Here is a 20,318-nt window from a genome sequence, read left to right on the forward strand (position 1 = left end):
ATCTCCGGGACGGGCTGCAACCCCAGCCCGGAGAATTTCTTCCGCGTCTCAGAACTTCACGTTCATCGTTGCGATAAAAGTGCGGCCAGGCGCGGTGTAGGCGCTGGTGGCCGGAATATATTTGCGGTCCGTCAGATTGTTGACGGCGAAACGAAGTGTCGCCTTGTCGTTGAAGGCATAGGAACCGTAGAGGTCGACCGTCGTGTAGGGATCGGTCACCTCGCGCAGATTGCCCTCCGTATCGAGCGTGCGCGACTGCGTTGGCGTGACATGGTTGAGCCGCGCTCCCAGAGAGAGTTTTTCGTCTAGAAAACGCATGCCACCATCGAGCGTGAGCTTCACCTTGGGCGCGACATCGCCTGGCCACGCGACGATCTCACCGCTTGTCGTGGTCGTGCCGTTCGAAAATACCTGTGTTTTGTCCGGCCAGTCAGTCTTCAGCAGCGTTGCCGAGCCGCCGAGCCAAAAGCTCCGCGCATCATAATTGCCCTCGAATTCGAGCCCACGCATGTAAGTCGTTCCATCGAGATTGACGAAGCTGGTATAGGTGCGGTTCGCGACCTGATCCGTGACGAGATAACCAAGAGCGATATAATCCTTAACCTCGCGGCGGAAGGCGGCCATCTTGATGCGCACGGAATCGTGGTCCAGTAACACACCGTCAAAACTCATATTCGCGCCGATTTCATAGGTCGTTGCTTTTTCGGCCCTTAGAAATTGGTTCGGAGCATACTCGTAACCAACGGAATCCCCTGGGCGTGCACCGGCGAAAAAAGCCTCAAGAGTTGTTGGCGGACGCAGGCTCTGGGAATAGCTCACATAGGGGCGGAACCAATCGAACGGCTTTAGTTCTATCGTGGCGGAGGGCAGCCATGCACTGTAGGTACGGTCAATGTCCATCTCATAGGCGGGGTTTTCTACGACGGGATCGTATCGCGTAGCCGATGGCCCGGTTCCAGGCATGCATGTGGACGAAACAGTGCTCCAGACCCGGCTAAGGAATCTTGCCTCCGTAATATTTGTACCGGGATTCTGTGGTAGAAAAACAGCGTAGTAATATTGCGATGCTGTATAATTGTTTCCGATCGGGTCGCATGCAACAGTGATCGTGCGCAGGTACGAAATTTCATCGTAATATGTCGACTTGCCCTTCAGACGCGACCAGTCATATCGCACGCCGCCGCTTATCACTATCCAGTCCGCGGGCTCAAGTTCACCGTTTAAAAACAGGCTTGCGACATCACGCCGCCCGGGCGGGCTGAAAGCGGTATAGCTGCTGGCAAAGGCGGGGTTGTTCGTAATGGCAGAGCTAGTGGCAACCGACGAGGAAATGTCCCTGAAAGCTTCCGCGCCATAATTCAGGCTGAGCTCACCCGCTTTAGTATCGAAACGGCTGGTGTTTTCGACGCTACCCCCGAAACTCCGCAAGCCCATGTCAAGGTTCGTTTCAACAGCATATCCGGGACGCGCCGAACGCAATTCGTGCGTCATATTATCGTTCAGCCACAGCGAGGACTTGAAGTCTATGAGTTCGCTTTCGGGGTCCCAGTCCAGCTTGGCAACGATGCTGTCGTTACGCACGCTCTCCCGGTCTATCTGTTCGGCGGCGCCCTGAACGAAATCATTCTGCTGGTGCATCCACGACAGCGACGCCTTCACATCCCCGAAGTCACCTTCACCCTTGAAAAAACTAGACCAGCCATCCCGGCCAAGCAGGTCCTTCATGGTCAAGGCGGTGCTTCGGGCCTCGCCTCTGGTGCCGATCTTGTATTCATCCATGATTGTGCGGCTGTAACCGACAACGAAGGAGAGTGGGCCATCCGGCTCTCGGACAGCAGCCAAAACCGAACCCTGAAAATCGTAACCATTGGTGCCGCGGGAAATATTCACCTCGCCGCCTTTGTTCGCACCCTCAGGGATAATATCTGCAGCGCTGACGGTTCGGAACTCGACCTTTCCGCCCAGCGAACCGGCATTGCCGGATGTGGCGCTCGTCATTTTTTCGACCTCGACAGCGCGTATGAAGGCGGCGTCCACATAGGCCTGGCCGTTATTGGCAGAATAAATCGATGCGCCGCCGGTGCTGAACCCACGCTGCGCATTCTGCCGCGCGCCATCGATGGAGACGACCACGCGGCCGCTTTCCTGCAAACCGCGCACATTGGGCGAAACGGTCGGGAAGCTGCCATTACCCTCGCCGGCATAAACGCCGGAGACCCGGTTGAAAACATCGCGGGTGTTGCGCACGCCTGCCGACTGGATCGCCTCGCGGCCGACCACGCTGACGCTTGCGGGCGTTTCATAAACCCAGTCTGGCGTCCCCTGATAACCCGAGCCGGCAATGGAGTTGCGTCCGGTTTTACCGGTCAAGGTAATGGTTTCGAGAACCGTCGTGCCCTCCGCCCCGGAAAGATCGACGGTCGATTCCCCCGTGCCGATGATGACGGTTCTGCCATTTCCGGCGATGCGGAAATTGACGCCCGTACCCGCCAGCAACCGCGACAGAGCCTCCCGCACCGTGAAACTGCCGGTGACGGCGTTGGTGCGCACATTGCCCGCCGATGGCGTGGCCAGCGTGACCTGAAGGCCGGATTGCCGCCCGAAGGCGCCTACCACGGATGACAGCGACTGTGCAGGAATGTTGAACGGCCGCGTTGCGCCCTGCTCGCCATTCGGGCGCTGGCTATTGGCGGCATCAGGTCCAGTCTGCGCAAAAACCGGCATCGAGATTGAAACAACGACAGCCGTCGTCGCCAGCAGCATGGCTCTGCACGCCTGCTTTCCCGCTTTTCTGCCCGAACCGGTTACACATATATGGAGGCGCATATTGCTTTAGTCTTCCTGTCTTTCGTTCCGGAAATATCTTGACCGGATTACTCAACAAAAAGACGATTGCCTCGGCGATTTTTTTCAGGCTTTTTGAGGAAATTTTATAAATTACTGAAAATAAATATGATTTTTTGTTTTCAACTGTTTCAGAAGCGGGTGATGATGCGGGCGCTGCCGCCAATCGCATGCACCTTGCCCCGGTAAGGTTCCACCAATGCTTCCAACGCGCGGTCGGGGTCGCGAAGATCGTAAAAACCCGTTACCCGCTGCTCGGCCAGCCTTTTGTCCGCCATCGTCAGCCATGCCGGATGATAGCGCTGTATCTGCTCCACGACCGAGCCGATCGTCGCATCCACCACATAAAGCTCACCATTGCGCCAGCCGCCTATATCCTCCACGGACACGCTCTCCTTTCGGATTGCGCCGGAGGCGTCGACAATCAGCATCTCGCCGGGGATGAGCCGTGTAGGCGCCGCATTGCGGAAGGATGCTTCCACCGAGCCATGCGCAAGCGCGACCTGCGTTATGCCATCCGTGAGATCGACATCGAAAGCCGTGCCCAGCACCTGAACGGTGACGTTCTTCGTCTCCACCACGAAGGGTCGTGCGCTATCCGGCACGACATCAAAAAAGGCTTCGCCCTTCAGCACTTTCACATTACGGCGGCCATCGGTAAAATCGGTGGAAAGCGCACTCGCGGCGGCAAGTTGCACCCTGCTACCGTCTTCAAGGGTTATGGTGCGGCTTTCGGCTGTACTGGTCTGATAATCCGCCTCGATACGGACGAAAAAAGCAGGTACGAAAAACACGGCAAGACAGAGCGACGCCGCAGCCATGGCCATGCCGACATAATGGCGAACGGAGAAGCGCCGTCGCGGCAACTGTTTTTCAGCGTTAGCCGGCAGGTGGGGTGCATCTTCCCAGAGGTTCTTGAAAGCCGGTTCAACCAGACCGAGGTTGCGCCATGTCTTGCATGTCCGCTCCCAGGCAAGACGGTTTGCCGGCGAGGCAACCAGCCATCGATCAAACTCTGCCTTCAGCCGCGGCTCCACCGATCCCGCCTGCAGACGTATCAGCCAGTCAGCCGCCTCTTCCGCCTTCCCGTCAGGCAATTCTATTTTCCTATCTGGATCAATGGTCATTGAACCGGGCCAGTTCCTTTGCGAGGCAGAAAAGCCGCCTCGTCTTCCGCGTTGTTATATAGACGTTTAACGGAAAGTTTTTTTTCACATAATGGGACAATCAGGGCAATTTCACTTCATTTCTCTGGTAATCGCGGCAATGCTACCCTTGATCAGGCGGTGAGCGCTAGCCACGGACACGCCAAGGTGACGAGCGATCTCCTCCATATTGTAACCACCGAATCTGTGCATTTCCAATGCCACGCGCGCCTGAACCGGCAGGGTCTCCAGAATTGTCTGCATCTGCCGAACTTCATCGCAGAACAGCGCATGCTCTTCCGGCGTACCATGATCCTGCGGCACGCCCCAGAAGGGGGTGTCATCCGGTCGCTCCCGCAGGTCTTGCCGGTTGCGCCGGCGGTTGTCGAGCGCAAGATTGCGAACGATGCGAAAAAGATAGGATTTGAGGTTGGAGGGATTGCCGGAGGCTTCCGGCACGAATTTCAGGAATGCTTCCTGAACCACGTCCTCCGCATCCGCCCGCGACCCTAAAATCAGGGTGGCGTATTTGATCAGGTCGACCCTATGCGCGACGTAAGCGTTATAACGCTTGTCATCTTCCCGTATGCCCATGTCTCAACCGAGAGAAATCTGAAGGATCAACGACACTGCCGGCCCCAAAATGACAACGCAGTTTTCCGCCCAAACCTCTAGCATTCAAACTGCGGATCGAACAGATATTTCATGACTATAATTATCAAGAATTTGTGCGAGCTTAACTCGCGACTCGGCCAGCGCAGGACGTGTCTGCGGCGTCGGCAATCGGACCCAGCAGCGGATGCGGCCGGGTCCTCATCCGTCAGATCGCCCCGTCGACGATGACCATCGGCCTGCCCTGCGAACAGGGTTCGATACGCGCATCGATACGATAGATATCGCGCAGCATCGCCGAGGTTATCACCGCCTCGGTGCTACCGCTCACCACCATTTCGCCGCGGGCGATTACCATTGTATTCTCGCAATAACGAAGTGCGTGATTGAGATCGTGCAGGGCGATCAGCACGATCATGCCGGTCTTCTGGGCAAGCTCGGTGACGAAGCCCAGAACCTCGACCTGCCGGTGAAGATCAAGCGCAGAGGTCGGCTCGTCCATCAGCAGCACTTCCGGCTTGCGAGCCAGCGCCTGCGCCAGCGACACCAGCTGCCGCTGGCCACCCGACAGTTCACCCAGACCGCGAAAGGCGAGATCGTGGATTTTCAACGCCTTGAGAATGGCGTCGATCTCGAACAGTTCATCGTCATGCACACGCCAGCCGCCGCCCTGCTTGGCGGAAAGCAGCACGGATTCGTAAACCGTCAGCACGGCATTGGCACCGGTATCCTGCGGCATGTAGCAGATAGCGCGCTTACCGCGCGCCGTATCGGAAAGTTCGACCAGTCCGGGACCCGAAATCAGGCTGGCGATGCGCTTGAAAAGCGTCGACTTGCCGGCGGCGTTCGGGCCGATGACCGCTGTGACGCTGCCGCTTTCCAGCGTATCGATGCCGACCTTGGAGAGAACGGTGGTGCGCCCATAGGCGGCGCCGACATCCTTCAGTGCGAGCGCTACCATGCGCGTCTCCTGTTGCCGAAAATAAGCGCGAAAAAGAACGGTACACCGACAAGCGCCGTGATGACCCCGATCGGCAGAATTGCGCCGGGAATGAGGATTTTGCTGATGACCGAGGTGGCCGACAGAAGCAGCGCGCCACAGATCACCGAGCCGGGCAGGAAGAAGCGCTGATCCTCACCCACCACCATGCGGGCGATGTGCGGACCGACCAGCCCGACGAAACCGATTGTGCCGACAAAGGAGACCGGAATGGCCGCCAGAAGGCTGACCGTCAGCATGGTCGTCAACCGCAGCCGCCGGACATTGATGCCCATGCTCGCCGCCTTGTCGTCGCCCAGCCGGAGTGCGGTAAGCGCCCAGGCATTGCGCATGAACATCGGCACGGTGATGACGAGAATGGCAGCGGTAATGTAGACCTTTTCCCACGTCGCCTTCGTCAGGCTGCCCATGGTCCAGAACACGACGGCGGCCAGCGCCTGTTCGGAGGCCAGATACTCCAGCAGCGACAGGGCCGCGTTAAAGGTGAAAACCAGCGCGATGCCGAGGAGAACGATGGTCTCCACGGTCACGCCGCGCATCGTCGAGGCGAAATGGATGAAGAGAGCCGCGACCATGGCCATGATGAAGGCGTTGATCGGCACCATGTAATGCACGGCGCCTGGAAAGATCGCCACGCCGCCGACAAGGGCAAGTGCCGCACCGAAACTTGCCGCCGCCGAAATGCCAAGCGTGAAAGGGCTCGCAAGCGGGTTGGACAGGATGGTCTGCATCTGCGCGCCCGCAACCGACAGGGATGCACCGACGGTGACCGCCATCAGCGCGATGGGCATGCGAATATCCCAGATCACCACCCGCAGCTGGTTTGCGGCCGCAGCCGGATCGGCAATGGTCGCCAGAACCTCGGAAATCGTATAGCGCGCCGGGCCGAGCGCCATGTCGGCGGCCATGCTGAAACACAGGGCAATAAAAAGCCCGAACAGAATGACGATCCTGCGAGCGGCAAGGGCGCGATATTGATCGCGCCCACTCACGCCAACGGCGCTTTCATTCAACGAACTCATTGGTTCGAACCTTTTTCGAGAGAGGCGAAATAGCCCGGTCTGTAGGTGACGGGAAGGAATTTCCGGTAAAATTCCTCAAAGTTCTTTTCCGGGTCGAGATCGGCAAAAAGATCGGGATGGAACCACTTGGCGAATTGCTGGATCGGCAGGAACTCGTAGGGAGCGCCATAGAACTGGTGCCAGACGGCGTGGACATTGCCCTGCTTTACAGCCTTCAGTTCCGGAAACGGCGTGCGCGTCATCAGACCGGCCAGCCGCTCGCGCGAAAGCGCCATATCTGCGCCTAGCCCAAGGGGAACGAACTGGTTGATGTCGGATTCCGCCGCCCAGTTGGAACCGGTCACGATGACATGATCGGGATCGGCGACAACCAGCTGCTCGGGATTGAGATCGCCGAAGGTCGTCTTGATGATACCATCAGCAATATTGTGACCGCCGGCGAGATCGACCATTGCGCCGAAATTGGCCGGGCCGAAGGTGCGGCAGCAATTGTTCTCACCGGAAATGCCGGGCGAGCGCTCGATGAAGACGCTCGGACGCTTCAAATCCTTGACGCTCGTTATCCGATCGGTCACGCGGGCGATTTCCGCGCGGCGATAAGCGATGAATTCCTTGGCGCGCTCTTCAGCGCCGAACAGTTTTCCAAGGATTTCAATCGAAGCTTCACTGTTCTTGTCGGGATCGATGCGGAAATCGAGATAGACGATCTTGATGCCGGCGGCGGCGGCCTTTTCTTCGAAGCCGCTTTCCTTGGCGGTTTTTTCCGTTTCCAGATTGAGGGTAATGACATCAGGCGAGAGGGTGATCGCCGTTTCCAGGCTGAAGTCGCCCTGCGGCAGATAACCGAAACGCGGCAGTTTTTCGATCTGCGGAAAACGTTTCACATAGGCCGTGTAGCTGTCGGGGTCTTTCTTCAGAAGATCGTCACGCCAGCCGACGATATTGTCGAAAGTCTCGTCGCCCTTGAGGGCTGCGATGACATGAATCTGGCGTGCCTCGCCGACGAGGACGCGTTTAGCCGGCAGATCCAGCTCGATCTTGCGTCCGGTGACGTCAGTGATCTCCACTGCCAGGGCGGGCACGGCGAGAAGAGAGAAAACCAGCATCGCAAGATGCCTGAGAGCGTTGAGCCGCATGAGAAGTCCTCTTGGTTCCAAAATAAAATGATGAAGCCGCATGGCTGCGGCTTCATCCATGGATCAGACGGCGCTCCTCTTCACCGTCCCTGTCTTATTTCGCGTCTTTCAGCGAAACGAAGTAGCCGGGCTTGTAATCGAGCGGCAGGAAGCGGGCATGCAATTCCTTGAAAGTTGCCTCTGGATCGAGATCCTTAAACAGGTCCGGATGCAGCCACTTGGCAATTTCCTGAATGGCCACGAACTGGTAGGGATTGTTGTAGAACTGGTGCCAGATGGCATGGACATTGCCGTCCTTCACCGCCTGCACGCCGGTAAAGGCCGGGCGCTTGGTCAGGTTTTCCAGCTTCCCGTGTGCTTCCTTCACATCCGCGCCATAACCAACGCCGACCCAGTTGCCGCCCGGAACATAACCGTTCCAGTTACCGCCGGTGATGATGATCTGCTCCGGATTGGACGCGATGATCTGTTCCGGATTAACGGTGCCGAAGGTGCCGGGAATGATGCCCTTGGCCATGTTGATGCCGCCGGCAAGTTCCACCATCTTGCCGAAATTCTCATTGCCGAAGGACATGCAGCAATCGTCGGAATAACCGCCGGCGCGCTCGATGAACACGACAGGTTTCTTCGGATTGGCCTTTTCAAGCGTATCGGTGACCCTTGCGATGGAATCGGCGCGGAACTTGATGAAGTCCTCGGCAACCTTTTCCTTGCCGGTCAGCTTGCCCATCAGGCGCATGCTCGGCTCGGTATTTTCCATCGGCTTTTCACGGAAATCGACGTAGACCAACGGAATGCCGACCTTGGCGAGCTTTTCAATGTATCCCGCCTCTTCCGTCGCCGTCTTGGCGTCGATATTCATCAGGATTACGTCCGGCTTCAGCGAAACCGCCTGTTCGATGTCGAATGTGCCATCCTTCATGCCGCCGAAGGTCGGGAGCTTGGCGATATCAGGATATTTGGAGATATAGGCGTCATAGGTTTCCGGATCGGCTTTCGCCAGATCGTCCCGCCAGCCGACCACGTGCTGGAAAGGATTGTCCTTGTCGAGCGCCGCCAGGAAATAAATCTGCCGACCTTCGCCGAGGATAATATGCGAAACAGGGACGTTGACTTCGACATCCCGGCCCGTCACATCCTTGACGGTGACCTTTTCGGCAAATGCCGGCCAGGCGGCGGAGACGAGAAGGCCAAGGGCAAGTGCCGCAGATTTGGCTGAGATGCGCATCGGATATTGCTCTCCAGTGTTGACTGGCGCGGCTGTATTATTTTCTGACTATACTAGTCAAGTTTTATGTTTTAGAGCCGTTCTCAACTGACCGGCGCATGAGTTGAAGTCTAATGATCGACACTATCCAGTATGGCAAAAACGACAGCCTGAGAGACGAAATCAAGGCTTATTGGTCCGGCCGCGCCGCAACCTTCGACCTTTCGCCAGGGCATGAAATTTTCTCGGAAGAGGAGCGCGCCGCCTGGCATGCGCTGGTTTTGAAGCATCTGGGACAGGGTGAAGGCCGCAAGGCACTCGATCTCGCCAGCGGAACCGGCGTCATCTCGCATCTGATGGACGATCTCGGTTTTCAGGTCACCGGCATGGACTGGTCGGAAACCATGCTGGCGCTTGCAAGGGAAAAAGCGAAAAGCCGTGGACGCAACATTCGTTTTTTTGTCGGCGATGCCGAAAACACGATGGAGCCGGACGAAAGCGCCGACGTCATCATCACGCGCCATCTGGTGTGGACGCTGGTGGACCCGCAGGCGAGTTTTGCCGAATGGTTCCGCGTATTGAAACCGGGTGGGCGGCTTCTGATCGTCGACGGTGATTTCGTCAATACCGGCTGGCGCGAAAAACTGGTCAAGAAACTGGCTGCCGGTCTGGAAAATATCGGCCTTGTGAAACCCGACCAGCCGCACAGGCCGGCGGATCCGGAAAATACATTCAACAGCATTCTTTCGCGGGTCTATTTTTCAAAGGGCGCAAGAGCCGGCGATGTCGCAGCACTTCTGCGCAAAACGGGGTTCGAGCCCGTCGCAATCGATCAGGAGCTTCAGGCGATTCATCGCGCCCAGGCGAAGAATTTCAGCCTGCTGAAGGGCATCCTGCGCGGGCTGCAGCACCGTTATGCGGTCTGTGCGGTGAAGCCGGATGTTTCCGAAAAGATCTGAGGAACGCCGCAGCCACCTTCACTATCCGCGTGCACGACGTCATCCTCGGGCCTGTCCCGAGGATCCAACCACCTATCGCAAAATCAATGCGTTGCAGATGCTCGGGACAGGCCCGAGCATGACGGAGGAGAGGTTTTCGGACTTTGCCTGCACCCTCCCGGACGATCCAAACCGCCACTCAAGACTTCCGCCCGCGCCTCATTTTTCCGCCCGTTCGAAGAATTCCTCGAAGCGGGGCTTCGCGCGACCGGGCACATCCACCGTCTTGTAGCTCTGCGGCAAGGTGGCCTCGCCCACCTTGATCAGCATGACCATGCCCATGCCGTAATGCGGTGAGCATTTGATGCCATAAAAACCCGGCTGCTCGAAGCCGGTCTCGAATTCATCATTGATCCGGCTTTTGAACCCCTCGACACCTTCGGGAACCATGCCCTCGATGGTCGCGGCATTGTGGCTCTTGTGGGTCGGCACGAAGCGAACGCGATCACCGGGAGCGATCTCGAGGAAATCGGGTTCGAACACCATCGGGCCTTTTTCGCCCCGGTTCAGCATCTTCACCTCGAAAGTTTCCGCCATGGCGTGAAGGGGAAAACCAGTGATCGCCGCCAGGGCAATTCCAGCAACAACGCGAAGCGTTTTCATGTTTGGAATTACGCCAAAACCAATGTTTTCGAGCGTCATCAATTTCATCATCGTGCCAGTACTTTCCTTGGGTGATCGGCTGCCCCGTGGGCCGGCAGAAAACGAATGTGGGAAAAGCCACCCTCATCCGTGGTGACAACCGACTGCACCCCGAAAACGGAAGCGATCGTCGCTGAAGTCAGAACCTCATGCGGCGGACCGACCGCGATCAATTCGCCCCGGTGCAAGATGGCGACGCGGTCGCAGAACATGGCGGCGTGATTGAGATCGTGCAGCGCCGCGACGACGGTAAGGCCCTGCCGGCGCACCAGATCGAGCAGGCCGATCTGGTGGCCGATGTCGAGATGGTTGGTCGGCTCGTCCAGAAGCAGGATATGTGGCTCCTGCGCCAGCGCGCGGGCGATGTGCAGCCTCTGCCGTTCGCCTCCGGAAAGGTGATGCCAGCTTCGATCCGCCTTGTCCGCCATGTCGACATTTTCAAGCGCCGCATCGACGATGGCATCATCCTTTGACGACCATGCGGAAAGCGGGCCGAGATAGGGTGTGCGTCCAAGTTCGACAGCCTGTCGCGCGCTGATACGTTCGGTGGTTTCGGCCTGCTGCTCCACGAAGGCGAGCCTGCGGGCAAGCTCGCGCCGCCCGAATGAGGCAAGCGGCTCCTCGCCAAGCGTGACATGGCCCCCGCGCGGTTTGCGGATGCCGGCCAGCATGGAAAGAAGCGTGCTTTTACCCGAGCCGTTCGGCCCGATAATGCCGAGGAACTCGCCGGAACCAACATCCAGCGAAACGTCGCGGACGATTTCGATGTTACCGGCATGGAAATGCAGATCATGGGCGGACAATCTCATGACCGACCCCTTTTCTGCCCGAGGATGAAGGCAAAGGCGGGCGCACCGACGAGCGCGGTGATGACCCCGATGGGCAGGACCTGCCCGGGAATGACGATGCGGGAGAGAATATCGGCGACGATCATGAAAATCGCGCCGGTCAGCGCCGTCACTGGCAGCAACAGCCCATGGCGAACGCCGACGAAGATGCGTGCCGCATGGGGAATGACGAGGCCGACGAAGCCGATGGAGCCGACCAACGACACCATGACCGCCGTCATGATCGCCGAAACCGAGATCAGCACCGCATAGACCCAGCGCACGGGGATGCCGAGCGAGGCTGCGGCCTGGCCGCCGAAGGCGAAAGCATCCAGCGCGCGGGCGTACCAGAGGCATACCGCAAGACCCGCAAGGCAGACCGGCAGGGCCAGCCACACATCCGGCCAGCGCACGCCCGAAAGATTGCCCAGAAGCCAGAACATGATGCCGCGCGCCTGTTCGGCATTGGCGGATTTTGTGACAATGAACGAGGTCATGGCATTAAAGAGCTGCGAACCGGCGACACCCGCCAGAATGATGGCGCTGTTGCCGTGACCGGCCCTGACCGCCAGAAGGCTGACCAGCGAAAAAGCAACAAAAGCCCCGATCAGGGCGCCCGCCGGCATCGTCAGGAACCCGGCGCCGAAGCCCAGAAGCGCCACGGCGACTGCCCCCGTGGAGGCGCCTGCGGAAATGCCGAGAATATAGGGATCGGCAAGCGGGTTGCGCAAAAGCGATTGCAGCACCGCACCGGCGAGCGCCAGCGAAGCACCGCAACAGGCGGCGACGACGGCGCGGCTGAGCCGGTAGCTCCATACGATGCCCTCATCCAGCGGCTCCAGCGGATAACCCGCGTGGAAGACACGGTTGGCGATGGTTTTCGCCACCACATCGAAGGGAATGGCAGTCTCGCCGATGGCCGCTCCGGCCATCAGCGCGACGAGCAGCAGGGCCAGCGCGACAAAAGCCAGACCAGCCCTGCCGAGATGGACGGAAAAACCGTTCACTTGGCGAGGCCGGCGGCGGAAATCGCCTCGGCCAGCGTTTCGATGCCCTCAATCGTACGGATGGTCGGGTTCATCGCCTGTGCGTCCATGTCAAAGACGTGTTTGTCCTTGACGGCGGGCATGATGCTGGCAACCGGATCGGTCGCGAGGAACTTGTGTTTGACGGCAACGTCGTCAGCGGGGAAACGGCGGCGGTCCATCTTGCCGGCGACGATCACGGTCGGATTGGCCTTGGCGATGGTTTCCCAGCCGACGGTTGGCCATTCCTCATCGCTTTCAATGACATTTTTCAGGCCAAGCGCAGACATGATGTAACCCGGCGCCCCCTTGCGGCCGGCTACATAGGGATCGATATCGAGTTCGGCGCTGGAGAACCAGAAGACGGCGGAAAGCTTGCCATTCACCGAGGCAATCTTGGCGCGGGCCGCCTCTTCACGCTTCTTCAGGTCAGCAACGACGTCTTCGCCGCGCTCCTGCACGTTGAAGATCTTGGCGAGATCGCGGACCTCCTGATAGATCAGGTCCATGGTGAAAACGGTGTTGCGCACGCCATCGCCACCGCCGGAATTGTCCTTGCCCAGGCAATCGGCGGGCGAGGTATAAACGGGAATACCGAGCTCGGCGAATTGCGCCGGCGTTCCGACAACACCCTCAGGGCCGATCTGCCACTGAAACTGCGTCGTCACGAGGTCCGGCTTCTTGCCGACCACGGCCTCAAAACTCGGATCGTTGTCGGCCAGCCGCTCCACCTTGGCATTGGCCTCCTCGTAACCCTTCAGAACCGGACCGATCCACAGCGCCGTGCCCACCACCCTGTCGGCAACGCCGAGCAGATAAAGAACCTCGGTCGTGCTCTGCCCCACGGATACGGTGCGGGCAGGCGCCTGTTTGAAGGTGATCTCCTGACCGCAGCTGTTGATCGTCAGGGGATAGACCGTTTCGGCAGCCTTGGCGGAAACGGGCAAAGCCGCAAGGGCAGCGGCCAGAAAGCCGGCGTAGGCCGGCAGGCGTCTAGAATGCAACATATGTTCTCCAGTCGAAATTAAATCGCTTGTTCCAGAGCAGCAGGCGTTAGAACGCGCAGCAACAGCGGAACGTCTTGTACGGAGAACAACGACGGGACGCAAACCAAATGTTATGAAATAACATTACAATTTCCTCCTCCGGGCTTCCCCGCCCGTAACGATGGTTCATATTTTGACGGCAGGTCTCCTGGCTCACGAATTTGCGCCGTTCATCTGCCTTCCCGCATTCCGCAGAACACAGTGGCATGACGCGTCGAAGCGTCACGAGGATGAGCGGCAATCCGCTTACAGTTGCGGGGGCAGCCACGGCATTGGGTCATAATAATCACCCGCACCATGTTCCCTATTAATCCCTTCGCCTTTCGGCCTCAGGAACCGTCGCTTTCTCACATAAGGGGCAAGAGGCGGGGCGTCAATTGCCAAAGCATATCTCCCGAAAGTGTGAGGGCGGACCTGAGGCAAAGACATGGATTAAACAAATCCTGAAGCGCATCGCGTGCGTCGGCGCCGCAGTTCAGCACAATGAAGGGCCTGCCAGCGCGAAAACTCTGGCAGCACCGGTGCTCACCGGTTGCGGCGCGTTTTTCGACATGGTGGTGAGCGTCTCGATCACGACAAGCCCGGATTGCGTTAGAAAATCGGTGAAGGGGCCACCGCTACAACTATTATCGAGGCGCACCAGCTGATCCTCCAGATCGGCAAAATGCCGTCTGACGAGAGCTATGGCATCCGTCTCTTCACTCGCGACCACCGGGCCAACGATGTGACCCCGCCCCGCCGCACGGCGCAGCGCAAAAGCGATGAGACGGTCCGCCTCGAACAGACCATAGCCCGTATTCTCCCGCAGAAGCCGCTGCAAGACGCCATGGCGCGAAACACCGAAGGCCGCCCGGTCCATCGCCGCCACCTCCGGCAGATGTTCTTCCGACAGCGGCTCTATCCTTCGTTTTTTGCCAGATGGCGGCATCTCGGCAAGGCACCGTGCCTTTCCGCGAAAAAGATGCACTTTTTCCGTATCGCCGGCAAAACCCAGGCCGAAAAACAGCCGCCGCGACACATCCGTGGCGTTCAGCCGAAGGGAGACGGCGGGAAACTTTCCGATCAGTTGCCGCACCAGCCACGGCGCAACGCCCTGCCCCTGCAGGCGTGGAGACACAATGACCATGCCGAGCGTCGCAAAGCCCTGATCATAGGGAAACAGCATGGCGGTTGCGACGACGCGGTCGATCTCGTCCAGCGCCGCAAGGCCAACGCCGCACTGGCGCAGAAAACACCATTCATTGGCGTGATATCGCCACCCGACAGCCATGGAGAGCGCATGCAGATGATCGGCATCCACATCGGCAATATCTACCGTCCGCAACTCGAAACTATCGACTTTGAGCAGGTCCATGACAAGCGGCCCTCATCCCCTCCGATACGGAACCTCCGGCCCCACAGCCCGGTCCACGACATCCGAAGATAACCAGCCTCACCAGCAGGAATTTTCTGAAAGCACTGGAAGGACACAACAATCTACCGAAATCACCCGCATTTCGGCAGATAAACGCCGCAGACCATTTTAAGCTTTTGCGATGACAATCCGGTCAAGCGCAAGCGGCCGGCCAGCGGAGGCGGCCATGAACGCAATCGAAATCCTTGAGCGTCTTGTCAGCTTCCCGTCGGTGGTCGGAACCGCCAATGGCGACATTGCCGGATGGATCGCCGATTATCTGGAGAGCCATGGCGCGAAAGTATCGCTGCTTCCGGGACCGGAGGGTGACCGGGACAATCTGTTCGCCACCTTCGGCCCGGCCGATGTCGCCGGTTACATCCTGTCCGGCCATATGGACGTCGTCCCTGCGGCAGAACCTGAATGGTCTTCCGATCCCTTTACGCTGAGAACCGAAGGCGACCGTCTTTACGGACGCGGCAGCACCGATATGAAGGGCTTTCTGGCCACGGTTCTCGCCGCCGCACCGGCATTTTCGCGTCTGGCGTTGAAACGGCCCATACACATCGCCTTTTCCTATGACGAGGAAGCGGGCTGCCGTGGCGTTCCCCACCTCATTGCCAGATTGCCGGCGCTGTGCGCACCACCGGCGGGCGCCATCATCGGTGAGCCAAGCAATATGCGGGCGGTTCGCGCTCATAAGGGCAAGGCTGCGGCACGCATCACCATCCACGGACGGTCCGGCCATTCGTCGCGTCCCGATCAGGGCGTAAACGCCATCCACCTGATGACCGGCATCATGGCGAGAGCGGTTGAAACAGCGGATGCGCTGATGCAGGGGCCATTCGAAGCGACATTTGAACCACCCTACTCCTCGTTGCAGGTAGGCACCGTCAAAGGCGGACAGGCGATCAACATCATTCCCGACCTCTGCGCAGTCGAACTGGAAGCGCGGGCGATTTCAGGCGTCTCGCCGCTCGAACTTTTAGAACCGGTGCGCAGGAGCGTCGAAGCGCTTGCCACAAGGGGCGTCGATATAGAATGGACGCCGATGAGCGATTATCCAGCGCTTTCACTGGAAGCCGACGCGCCGCTCGTTCTGCTTCTGGAGGAACTGACCGGTACTCCCTGCCTCGCAGCCGTCAGCTACGGTACGGAGGCAGGCTTGTTCCAGGCGGCGGGCATTGACGCCATCATCTGTGGCCCGGGCGATATCGGCCGCGCCCACAAGCCGGACGAGTTCATCACCACGGGCGAGCTTTCCACCTGCCAGTCGATGCTGGAAACGCTTGGCCGCTGCTGCGCGGAATAAACCTTCGGGAAGTATGGATTTCAGATGACGTTTCTCTTCAATTCCGACGCAAAACGCGGCGAGATTTTCCGGCAGGCCCTGGCAGCAGAGCTGCCTGATCTGCCCTTTTCGATGGATGCGTCCAGTGTCGACCCAGACGCGGTCCGCTATCTGATTACCTGGACGGTCCCGCAGGATATCGCCCGATATCGCAATCTCGAAGTGCTGTTTTCGATCGGCGCGGGCGTCGACCAGTTTCACATCGAAGCCATCCCTCAAACGGTGAAGGTCGTGCGCATGGTGGATGAGGGCATCACTCGCATGATGCAGGAGTATGTCTGCCTTGGCGTGCTTGCCCTTCACCGCAACCTGCCGGTCTATCTGAAGCAGCAGCGCCAGCAATTGTGGAAAGCCCTGCCCCAGCGGCAGGCGGAAGAGTGCCGGGTGGGCGTTCTCGGCCTCGGCATGCTGGGCATCGCGGCGCTGGAGCGGCTGAAACCCTTCGGTTTTCCGTTGTCCGGCTGGAGCCGCTCGCCACGCGAGATCGAAGGCGTCACCTGCCACCATGGTGACGACGGGCTGACCACGATCCTCTCCACCAGCGATATTCTCGTCTGCCTGCTGCCGCTGACCGCCGAGACCACGGGCCTTCTGAATGCCGAGCGTCTGGCGATGCTTCCCGAAGGCGCCGCTCTGGTTCACGCCGGGCGCGGCAGGCAGCTCGACCATGACGCCCTCATCGATGCGCTGGATGGCGGCAGGCTTTCAGGCGCTGTCGTCGATGTCACCGATCCGGAACCCCTGCCGGAAAACCATCGTTTCTGGACACACCCGAAAATTCTCCTGACGCCGCATATCGCCAGCGTCACCCAGCCCCATTCCGCCGCCCGCACCGTTGTCGAAAACATCAAACGATACGAATCCGGCCTCGACCCGCTCGGCCTCGTCGACCGCAGCCGTGGATATTGATCACAACGTTCCAAGAAAGGACACCCATGCCGCTCCTCAAGACAATCGACACTCACCCCGCCTTCGAACCGAAGACCGCCAAGGTCGCACCTGAACGCCTTGTCTCCGGCGATCCGACAACCAGGGTCTGGGCGCTGGACGAAGCCCGCGACGGCACCGTGCGCACCGGCATCTTCGAAGCAACCCCCGGTGAAAACCGCTCGATCAAAGGCGAGACCTTCGAGTTTTGCCATATCGTTGAAGGCGTTATCGAAATCACCCCGGAAGGTGGCGAACCGCAGCGTTATACCGCAGGCGACAGCTTTGTCATGAAGCCCGGTTTCGTCGGCGTCTGGAAGACCATCGAAACCGTTCGCAAGATCTACGTTACGGTTACGGGGTGATTTGTCAGACGGAATTGTTGGCGTTCCGGCTGGCGGACAGGAAAACCGCCGGCCGGTCATGGGATGTTCGGTCAACGCCAGCAGGGCTGCACGCCCCGGCCAAGGTAGTTCTTGGCAAGGGACTGACGCCCGCCGAAGATTGCGCTGTGGGCCGCCTGTAAAACAGGATTTTCGTTCACCACCCCCACCGCAGTCGGTCGATGCTGCTTGCCTTCAGGGGGTAGCGTTAAGGCATATCCAAAGAGGATTCCCCATGACGCTCAGCTTCGATCCAGACAGCCTGTCCCTGCCGATCGGCCACTTCATCGGCGACCGGCTGATCCCGGCTAAAAACGGCATCGACATGCACCGCCCTTCGGACGGCATCGAATATGCCGGTTGCCCCAAGGCGGATGCGGCGTTGGTCGATGAAGCGGTGCAAACCGCCAAGGCCGCATTGAAGAGCAGCAACTGGGGCGGCGTGCGGCCGCGCGAGCGCACAAAGGTCTTGCAACGCTGGGCCGACCTGATCGAGCAGGAAGCCGAGACGCTGGCGAAGATCGAGGCGCTGTCCTCGACGCGGCCGGTGGGCCAGCTGATTTCAGGCGATATCGCCGTTACCGCCGAACAGATCCGTTTCTTTGCCGAGTTTGCCGACAAGGAAGGCGGCGATCTGGTGCCGACCGACGATGCGAGCCTCGGCATGATCATGACCGAGCCCTATGGCGTCGTCGGCGCCATCACACCGTGGAATTTCCCCGTCTCCATGGCCGGCTGGAAGCTCGGCCCGGCGCTCGCGGCAGGCAATGCCGTCGTGCTGAAACCATCGGAAATGACGCCTTTCTCCAGCATCTTCATGGCGCAGCTGGCGATCAAGGCAGGACTGCCCGCCGGCCTCATCAACATCGTACTGGGCGACGGGCCCGTGACCGGTAATGCCATCACCGGACACCCTGACATCTCCAAGGTCAGCTTCACCGGCTCCACCGCCGCGGGCGCCGCCATCATGGCCAATATCGCCCGCACCGGCATCAAGCCCATGACGCTGGAACTCGGCGGCAAGAGCCCGCAACTGGTCTTTGCCGATGCCGATATAGAGAAGGCGGCAGCGGCCATCGCCGGCAATATCCTCTCCAATGCCGGGCAGGCCTGCGTTGCGGGCTCGCGCATCATCGTCGAGGAAAGTGCGGCGGATGCCCTTTCCACGGCCATCATCGCCCGCATGAAGGCAGTGAAACCCGGCCCGACCTGGGACGAGACGACGCAATATTCGCCGATCATCTCCGAGGTGCAGCGCAAGCGCATCGACGGCATCGTGCAGGCAGCGGTCGCCCATGGCGGCGAATGCCTGACGGGCGGCGCAGTGATGGATGGTCCCGGCTATTTCTATCAGCCGACGCTGATCGCCAATGTCGACCAGACCTCCCCTGCCGTCACCGAGGAAATCTTTGGCCCGGTGCTGACGCTGCAGACCTTCCGCACGGAAGAAGAGGCTCTGGCGCTTTCCGACCATCCGACCTACGGTTTGGCGGCCGGGCTTTTCAGCCGGGATATCTCGCGTGTCATGCGCCTGTCGCGCGCCATTCAGGCAGGCACGATCTGGGTCAACCGTTATGGCCGTTCGCGCGACCATATATTGCCGACCGGCGGTTACAAACGTTCCGGTATCGGCAAGGATCTCGGACGGGAGGCCTATCTCGCCAACCGCAAGAGCAAAAGCGTCCTTATCGGACTGTAACAGGGGTAATGTCTTGAAAACGCATCGCATCGCACTCATTCCCGGAGACGGCATCGGCAAAAGCGTGACGGACGCCGCATGGCAGGTGCTCAACGCCGCTGCCGAAGGCTCCGGTTTTGCGCTCGAAGGAACGGAATTCCCCTGGTCCTGCGCCTTCTACAAGGAAACCGGCGCGATGATGCCGAAGGACGGCATCGAAACCCTGCGCGGCTTCGACGCCATTCTGCTAGGCGCAGTCGGCTGGCCAGCGGAAGTGCCGGACTCGGTCTCGCTGCACGGCCTGCTGCTGCCGATCCGCAAGGCCTTCGTGCAATATGCCAACATCCGCCCGCACCGGCTTCTGCCCGGTGTGCAGGGACCTTTGAAGGCCGATGGCTTCGACATTCTCTGCATCCGTGAAAATACCGAGGGCGAATATTCCGGCGCCGGCGGCCGCGTGCATCAGGGCACCGATGATGAAGTTGCCGTCGAAACCTCGATCTTCACCCGCAAGGGTGTGGAACGCATCCTGCGCTTCGGCTTCGAACAGGCGCAGAAGCGTCGCGGCAAGCTTGCCTCCATCACCAAGTCCAATGCCCAGAAATATTCGATGGTGTTCTGGGACGAGGTGACCCACAAGCTCGCCACTGAATATCCCGACGTCGAGGTTTCCAGCTATCACATCGACGCCATGGCGGCCCGCATGGTTATGGCCCCGGAAAGCCTCGATGTCGTGGTCGCCTCCAACCTCTTCGGCGATATTCTGACCGACCTCGGCGCAGCCATTCAGGGCGGCCTCGGTTTTGCCGCCTCCGCCAATATCAATCCCGACCGCAGCGCGCCTTCCATGTTCGAGCCGGTGCACGGTTCGGCCCCGGATATCGCCCATCTCGGCATCGCCAATCCCATCGCCGCCATCTGGTCCGGCGCGATGATGTTAGAGCATCTTGGCGAAAAGGACGCGGCCGTCAGGATCATGACGGCGCTGGAAACGGCGACCGGCCGGGGTATCGGCACGGTGCCGGGCAAGGACAAGACGGACGCTATCACCACCGCAGTTCTTGCGGCGCTCGACTGATTTC

18 protein-coding genes and 1 riboswitch are annotated in these 20,318 nt (G+C 59.5%); of the genes, 6 read left to right on the forward strand and 12 right to left on the reverse strand.

The features are described 5' to 3' along the window. Positions 1-48: 48 nt before the first annotated feature. From FY152_16325 to FY152_16355, 7 genes are all read right to left on the reverse strand, one after another. Positions 49-2,826 (reverse strand): TonB-dependent hemoglobin/transferrin/lactoferrin family receptor, encoded by a 2,778-nt coding sequence (locus FY152_16325; GenBank protein UXS33737.1) that lies wholly within the window; start codon positions 2,824-2,826, stop codon positions 49-51. Between the two features lie 149 nt (positions 2,827-2,975). Beyond that, a complete protein-coding gene (locus tag FY152_16330) occupies positions 2,976-3,971 on the reverse strand; it encodes a FecR family protein (GenBank protein ID UXS33738.1) in 996 nt (331 codons plus the stop codon). A gap of 111 nt (positions 3,972-4,082) precedes the next feature. After that, a complete protein-coding gene (locus tag FY152_16335; GenBank protein UXS33739.1) occupies positions 4,083-4,583 on the reverse strand; it encodes an RNA polymerase sigma factor in 501 nt (166 codons plus the stop codon). 226 nt (positions 4,584-4,809) lie between these two features. After that, entirely contained in the window at positions 4,810-5,562 is a 753-nt protein-coding gene (locus FY152_16340; GenBank protein UXS33740.1) for an ABC transporter ATP-binding protein, read from the reverse strand. After that, positions 5,556-6,623, reverse strand: a complete 1,068-nt coding sequence (locus FY152_16345) for an iron ABC transporter permease (protein ID UXS33741.1) — start codon at positions 6,621-6,623, stop codon at positions 5,556-5,558. Before FY152_16345 ends, FY152_16340 begins: the two co-directional genes overlap by 7 nt. After that, positions 6,620-7,759, reverse strand: a complete 1,140-nt coding sequence (locus tag FY152_16350) for an ABC transporter substrate-binding protein (protein ID UXS33742.1) — start codon at positions 7,757-7,759, stop codon at positions 6,620-6,622. Before FY152_16350 ends, FY152_16345 begins: the two co-directional genes overlap by 4 nt. A 94-nt stretch (positions 7,760-7,853) precedes the next feature. Beyond that, positions 7,854-8,987 (reverse strand): ABC transporter substrate-binding protein, encoded by a 1,134-nt coding sequence (locus FY152_16355; protein ID UXS33743.1) that lies wholly within the window; start codon positions 8,985-8,987, stop codon positions 7,854-7,856. Positions 8,988-9,100: 113 nt separating this feature from the next. Here FY152_16355 and FY152_16360 point away from each other — a divergent pair, with 113 nt between their 5' ends. Next, a complete protein-coding gene (locus tag FY152_16360; protein UXS33744.1) occupies positions 9,101-9,925 on the forward strand; it encodes a class I SAM-dependent methyltransferase in 825 nt (274 codons plus the stop codon). A gap of 198 nt (positions 9,926-10,123) precedes the next feature. Here the strand turns inward: FY152_16360 and FY152_16365 are convergent, their stop codons facing one another. The 5 genes from FY152_16365 to FY152_16385 form a co-directional block, all read right to left on the reverse strand. Then, positions 10,124-10,618 (reverse strand): pseudoazurin, encoded by a 495-nt coding sequence (locus FY152_16365; GenBank protein UXS33745.1) that lies wholly within the window; start codon positions 10,616-10,618, stop codon positions 10,124-10,126. Beyond that, on the reverse strand, positions 10,615-11,415 hold the full coding sequence (locus FY152_16370) for an ABC transporter ATP-binding protein (protein ID UXS33746.1): 801 nt from the start codon (positions 11,413-11,415) through the stop codon (positions 10,615-10,617). The genes FY152_16365 and FY152_16370 overlap by 4 nt, the downstream gene beginning before the upstream one ends. After that, positions 11,412-12,440, reverse strand: coding sequence for an iron ABC transporter permease (locus FY152_16375; GenBank protein UXS33747.1), 1,029 nt, complete (start codon positions 12,438-12,440; stop codon positions 11,412-11,414). Before FY152_16375 ends, FY152_16370 begins: the two co-directional genes overlap by 4 nt. Then, the gene (locus FY152_16380; protein UXS33748.1) at positions 12,437-13,465 is read right to left on the reverse strand and encodes an ABC transporter substrate-binding protein; all 1,029 of its coding nucleotides are present in this window, start codon (positions 13,463-13,465) and stop codon (positions 12,437-12,439) included. The genes FY152_16375 and FY152_16380 overlap by 4 nt, the downstream gene beginning before the upstream one ends. 159 nt (positions 13,466-13,624) lie before the next feature. Continuing rightward, positions 13,625-13,860: riboswitch (cobalamin riboswitch) on the reverse strand. A 119-nt stretch (positions 13,861-13,979) separates the two neighbouring features. Beyond that, entirely contained in the window at positions 13,980-14,858 is an 879-nt protein-coding gene (locus tag FY152_16385) for a GNAT family N-acetyltransferase (protein UXS33749.1), read from the reverse strand. A gap of 226 nt (positions 14,859-15,084) precedes the next feature. On the opposite strand from FY152_16385, the gene argE reads away from it, so the two are divergent. From argE to FY152_16410, 5 genes are all read left to right on the forward strand, one after another. Beyond that, complete coding sequence (gene argE, locus FY152_16390) at positions 15,085-16,209, forward strand: acetylornithine deacetylase (protein UXS33750.1); 1,125 nt, start codon at positions 15,085-15,087, stop codon at positions 16,207-16,209. A gap of 24 nt (positions 16,210-16,233) precedes the next feature. Next, a complete protein-coding gene (locus FY152_16395) occupies positions 16,234-17,157 on the forward strand; it encodes a glyoxylate/hydroxypyruvate reductase A (GenBank protein ID UXS33751.1) in 924 nt (307 codons plus the stop codon). A 26-nt stretch (positions 17,158-17,183) separates the two neighbouring features. Then, a complete protein-coding gene (locus tag FY152_16400) occupies positions 17,184-17,540 on the forward strand; it encodes a cupin domain-containing protein (protein ID UXS33752.1) in 357 nt (118 codons plus the stop codon). Between the two features lie 253 nt (positions 17,541-17,793). Beyond that, on the forward strand, positions 17,794-19,257 hold the full coding sequence (locus tag FY152_16405) for an aldehyde dehydrogenase family protein (protein ID UXS33753.1): 1,464 nt from the start codon (positions 17,794-17,796) through the stop codon (positions 19,255-19,257). A 13-nt stretch (positions 19,258-19,270) separates the two neighbouring features. After that, the gene (locus tag FY152_16410) at positions 19,271-20,314 is read left to right on the forward strand and encodes a tartrate dehydrogenase (GenBank protein ID UXS33754.1); all 1,044 of its coding nucleotides are present in this window, start codon (positions 19,271-19,273) and stop codon (positions 20,312-20,314) included. Positions 20,315-20,318: the final 4 nt, after the last annotated feature.

This window comes from Agrobacterium tumefaciens (genome assembly GCA_025560025.1).
In the GTDB taxonomy this organism is placed as follows: domain Bacteria; phylum Pseudomonadota; class Alphaproteobacteria; order Rhizobiales; family Rhizobiaceae; genus Agrobacterium.

What these genes read in the sequence shown, in the direction of transcription:
- FY152_16400 (UXS33752.1), top strand. Translation starts at nt 17,184, where the DNA reads ATGCCGCTCCTCAAGACAATCGACACTCACCCCGCCTTCGAACCGAAG.
- FY152_16405 (UXS33753.1), top strand. Translation starts at nt 17,794, where the DNA reads ATGACGCTCAGCTTCGATCCAGACAGCCTGTCCCTGCCGATCGGCCAC.
- FY152_16350 (UXS33742.1), bottom strand. Translation starts at nt 7,759, where the DNA reads ATGCGGCTCAACGCTCTCAGGCATCTTGCGATGCTGGTTTTCTCTCTT.
- FY152_16345 (UXS33741.1), bottom strand. Translation starts at nt 6,623, where the DNA reads ATGAGTTCGTTGAATGAAAGCGCCGTTGGCGTGAGTGGGCGCGATCAA.
- FY152_16330 (UXS33738.1), bottom strand. Translation starts at nt 3,971, where the DNA reads ATGACCATTGATCCAGATAGGAAAATAGAATTGCCTGACGGGAAGGCG.
- FY152_16365 (UXS33745.1), bottom strand. Translation starts at nt 10,618, where the DNA reads ATGATGAAATTGATGACGCTCGAAAACATTGGTTTTGGCGTAATTCCA.
- FY152_16380 (UXS33748.1), bottom strand. Translation starts at nt 13,465, where the DNA reads ATGTTGCATTCTAGACGCCTGCCGGCCTACGCCGGCTTTCTGGCCGCT.
- FY152_16355 (UXS33743.1), bottom strand. Translation starts at nt 8,987, where the DNA reads ATGCGCATCTCAGCCAAATCTGCGGCACTTGCCCTTGGCCTTCTCGTC.
- FY152_16395 (UXS33751.1), top strand. Translation starts at nt 16,234, where the DNA reads ATGACGTTTCTCTTCAATTCCGACGCAAAACGCGGCGAGATTTTCCGG.
- FY152_16325 (UXS33737.1), bottom strand. Translation starts at nt 2,826, where the DNA reads ATGCGCCTCCATATATGTGTAACCGGTTCGGGCAGAAAAGCGGGAAAG.
- FY152_16385 (UXS33749.1), bottom strand. Translation starts at nt 14,858, where the DNA reads ATGGACCTGCTCAAAGTCGATAGTTTCGAGTTGCGGACGGTAGATATT.
- FY152_16340 (UXS33740.1), bottom strand. Translation starts at nt 5,562, where the DNA reads ATGGTAGCGCTCGCACTGAAGGATGTCGGCGCCGCCTATGGGCGCACC.
- FY152_16370 (UXS33746.1), bottom strand. Translation starts at nt 11,415, where the DNA reads ATGAGATTGTCCGCCCATGATCTGCATTTCCATGCCGGTAACATCGAA.
- FY152_16360 (UXS33744.1), top strand. Translation starts at nt 9,101, where the DNA reads ATGATCGACACTATCCAGTATGGCAAAAACGACAGCCTGAGAGACGAA.
- FY152_16335 (UXS33739.1), bottom strand. Translation starts at nt 4,583, where the DNA reads ATGGGCATACGGGAAGATGACAAGCGTTATAACGCTTACGTCGCGCAT.
- argE (UXS33750.1), top strand. Translation starts at nt 15,085, where the DNA reads ATGAACGCAATCGAAATCCTTGAGCGTCTTGTCAGCTTCCCGTCGGTG.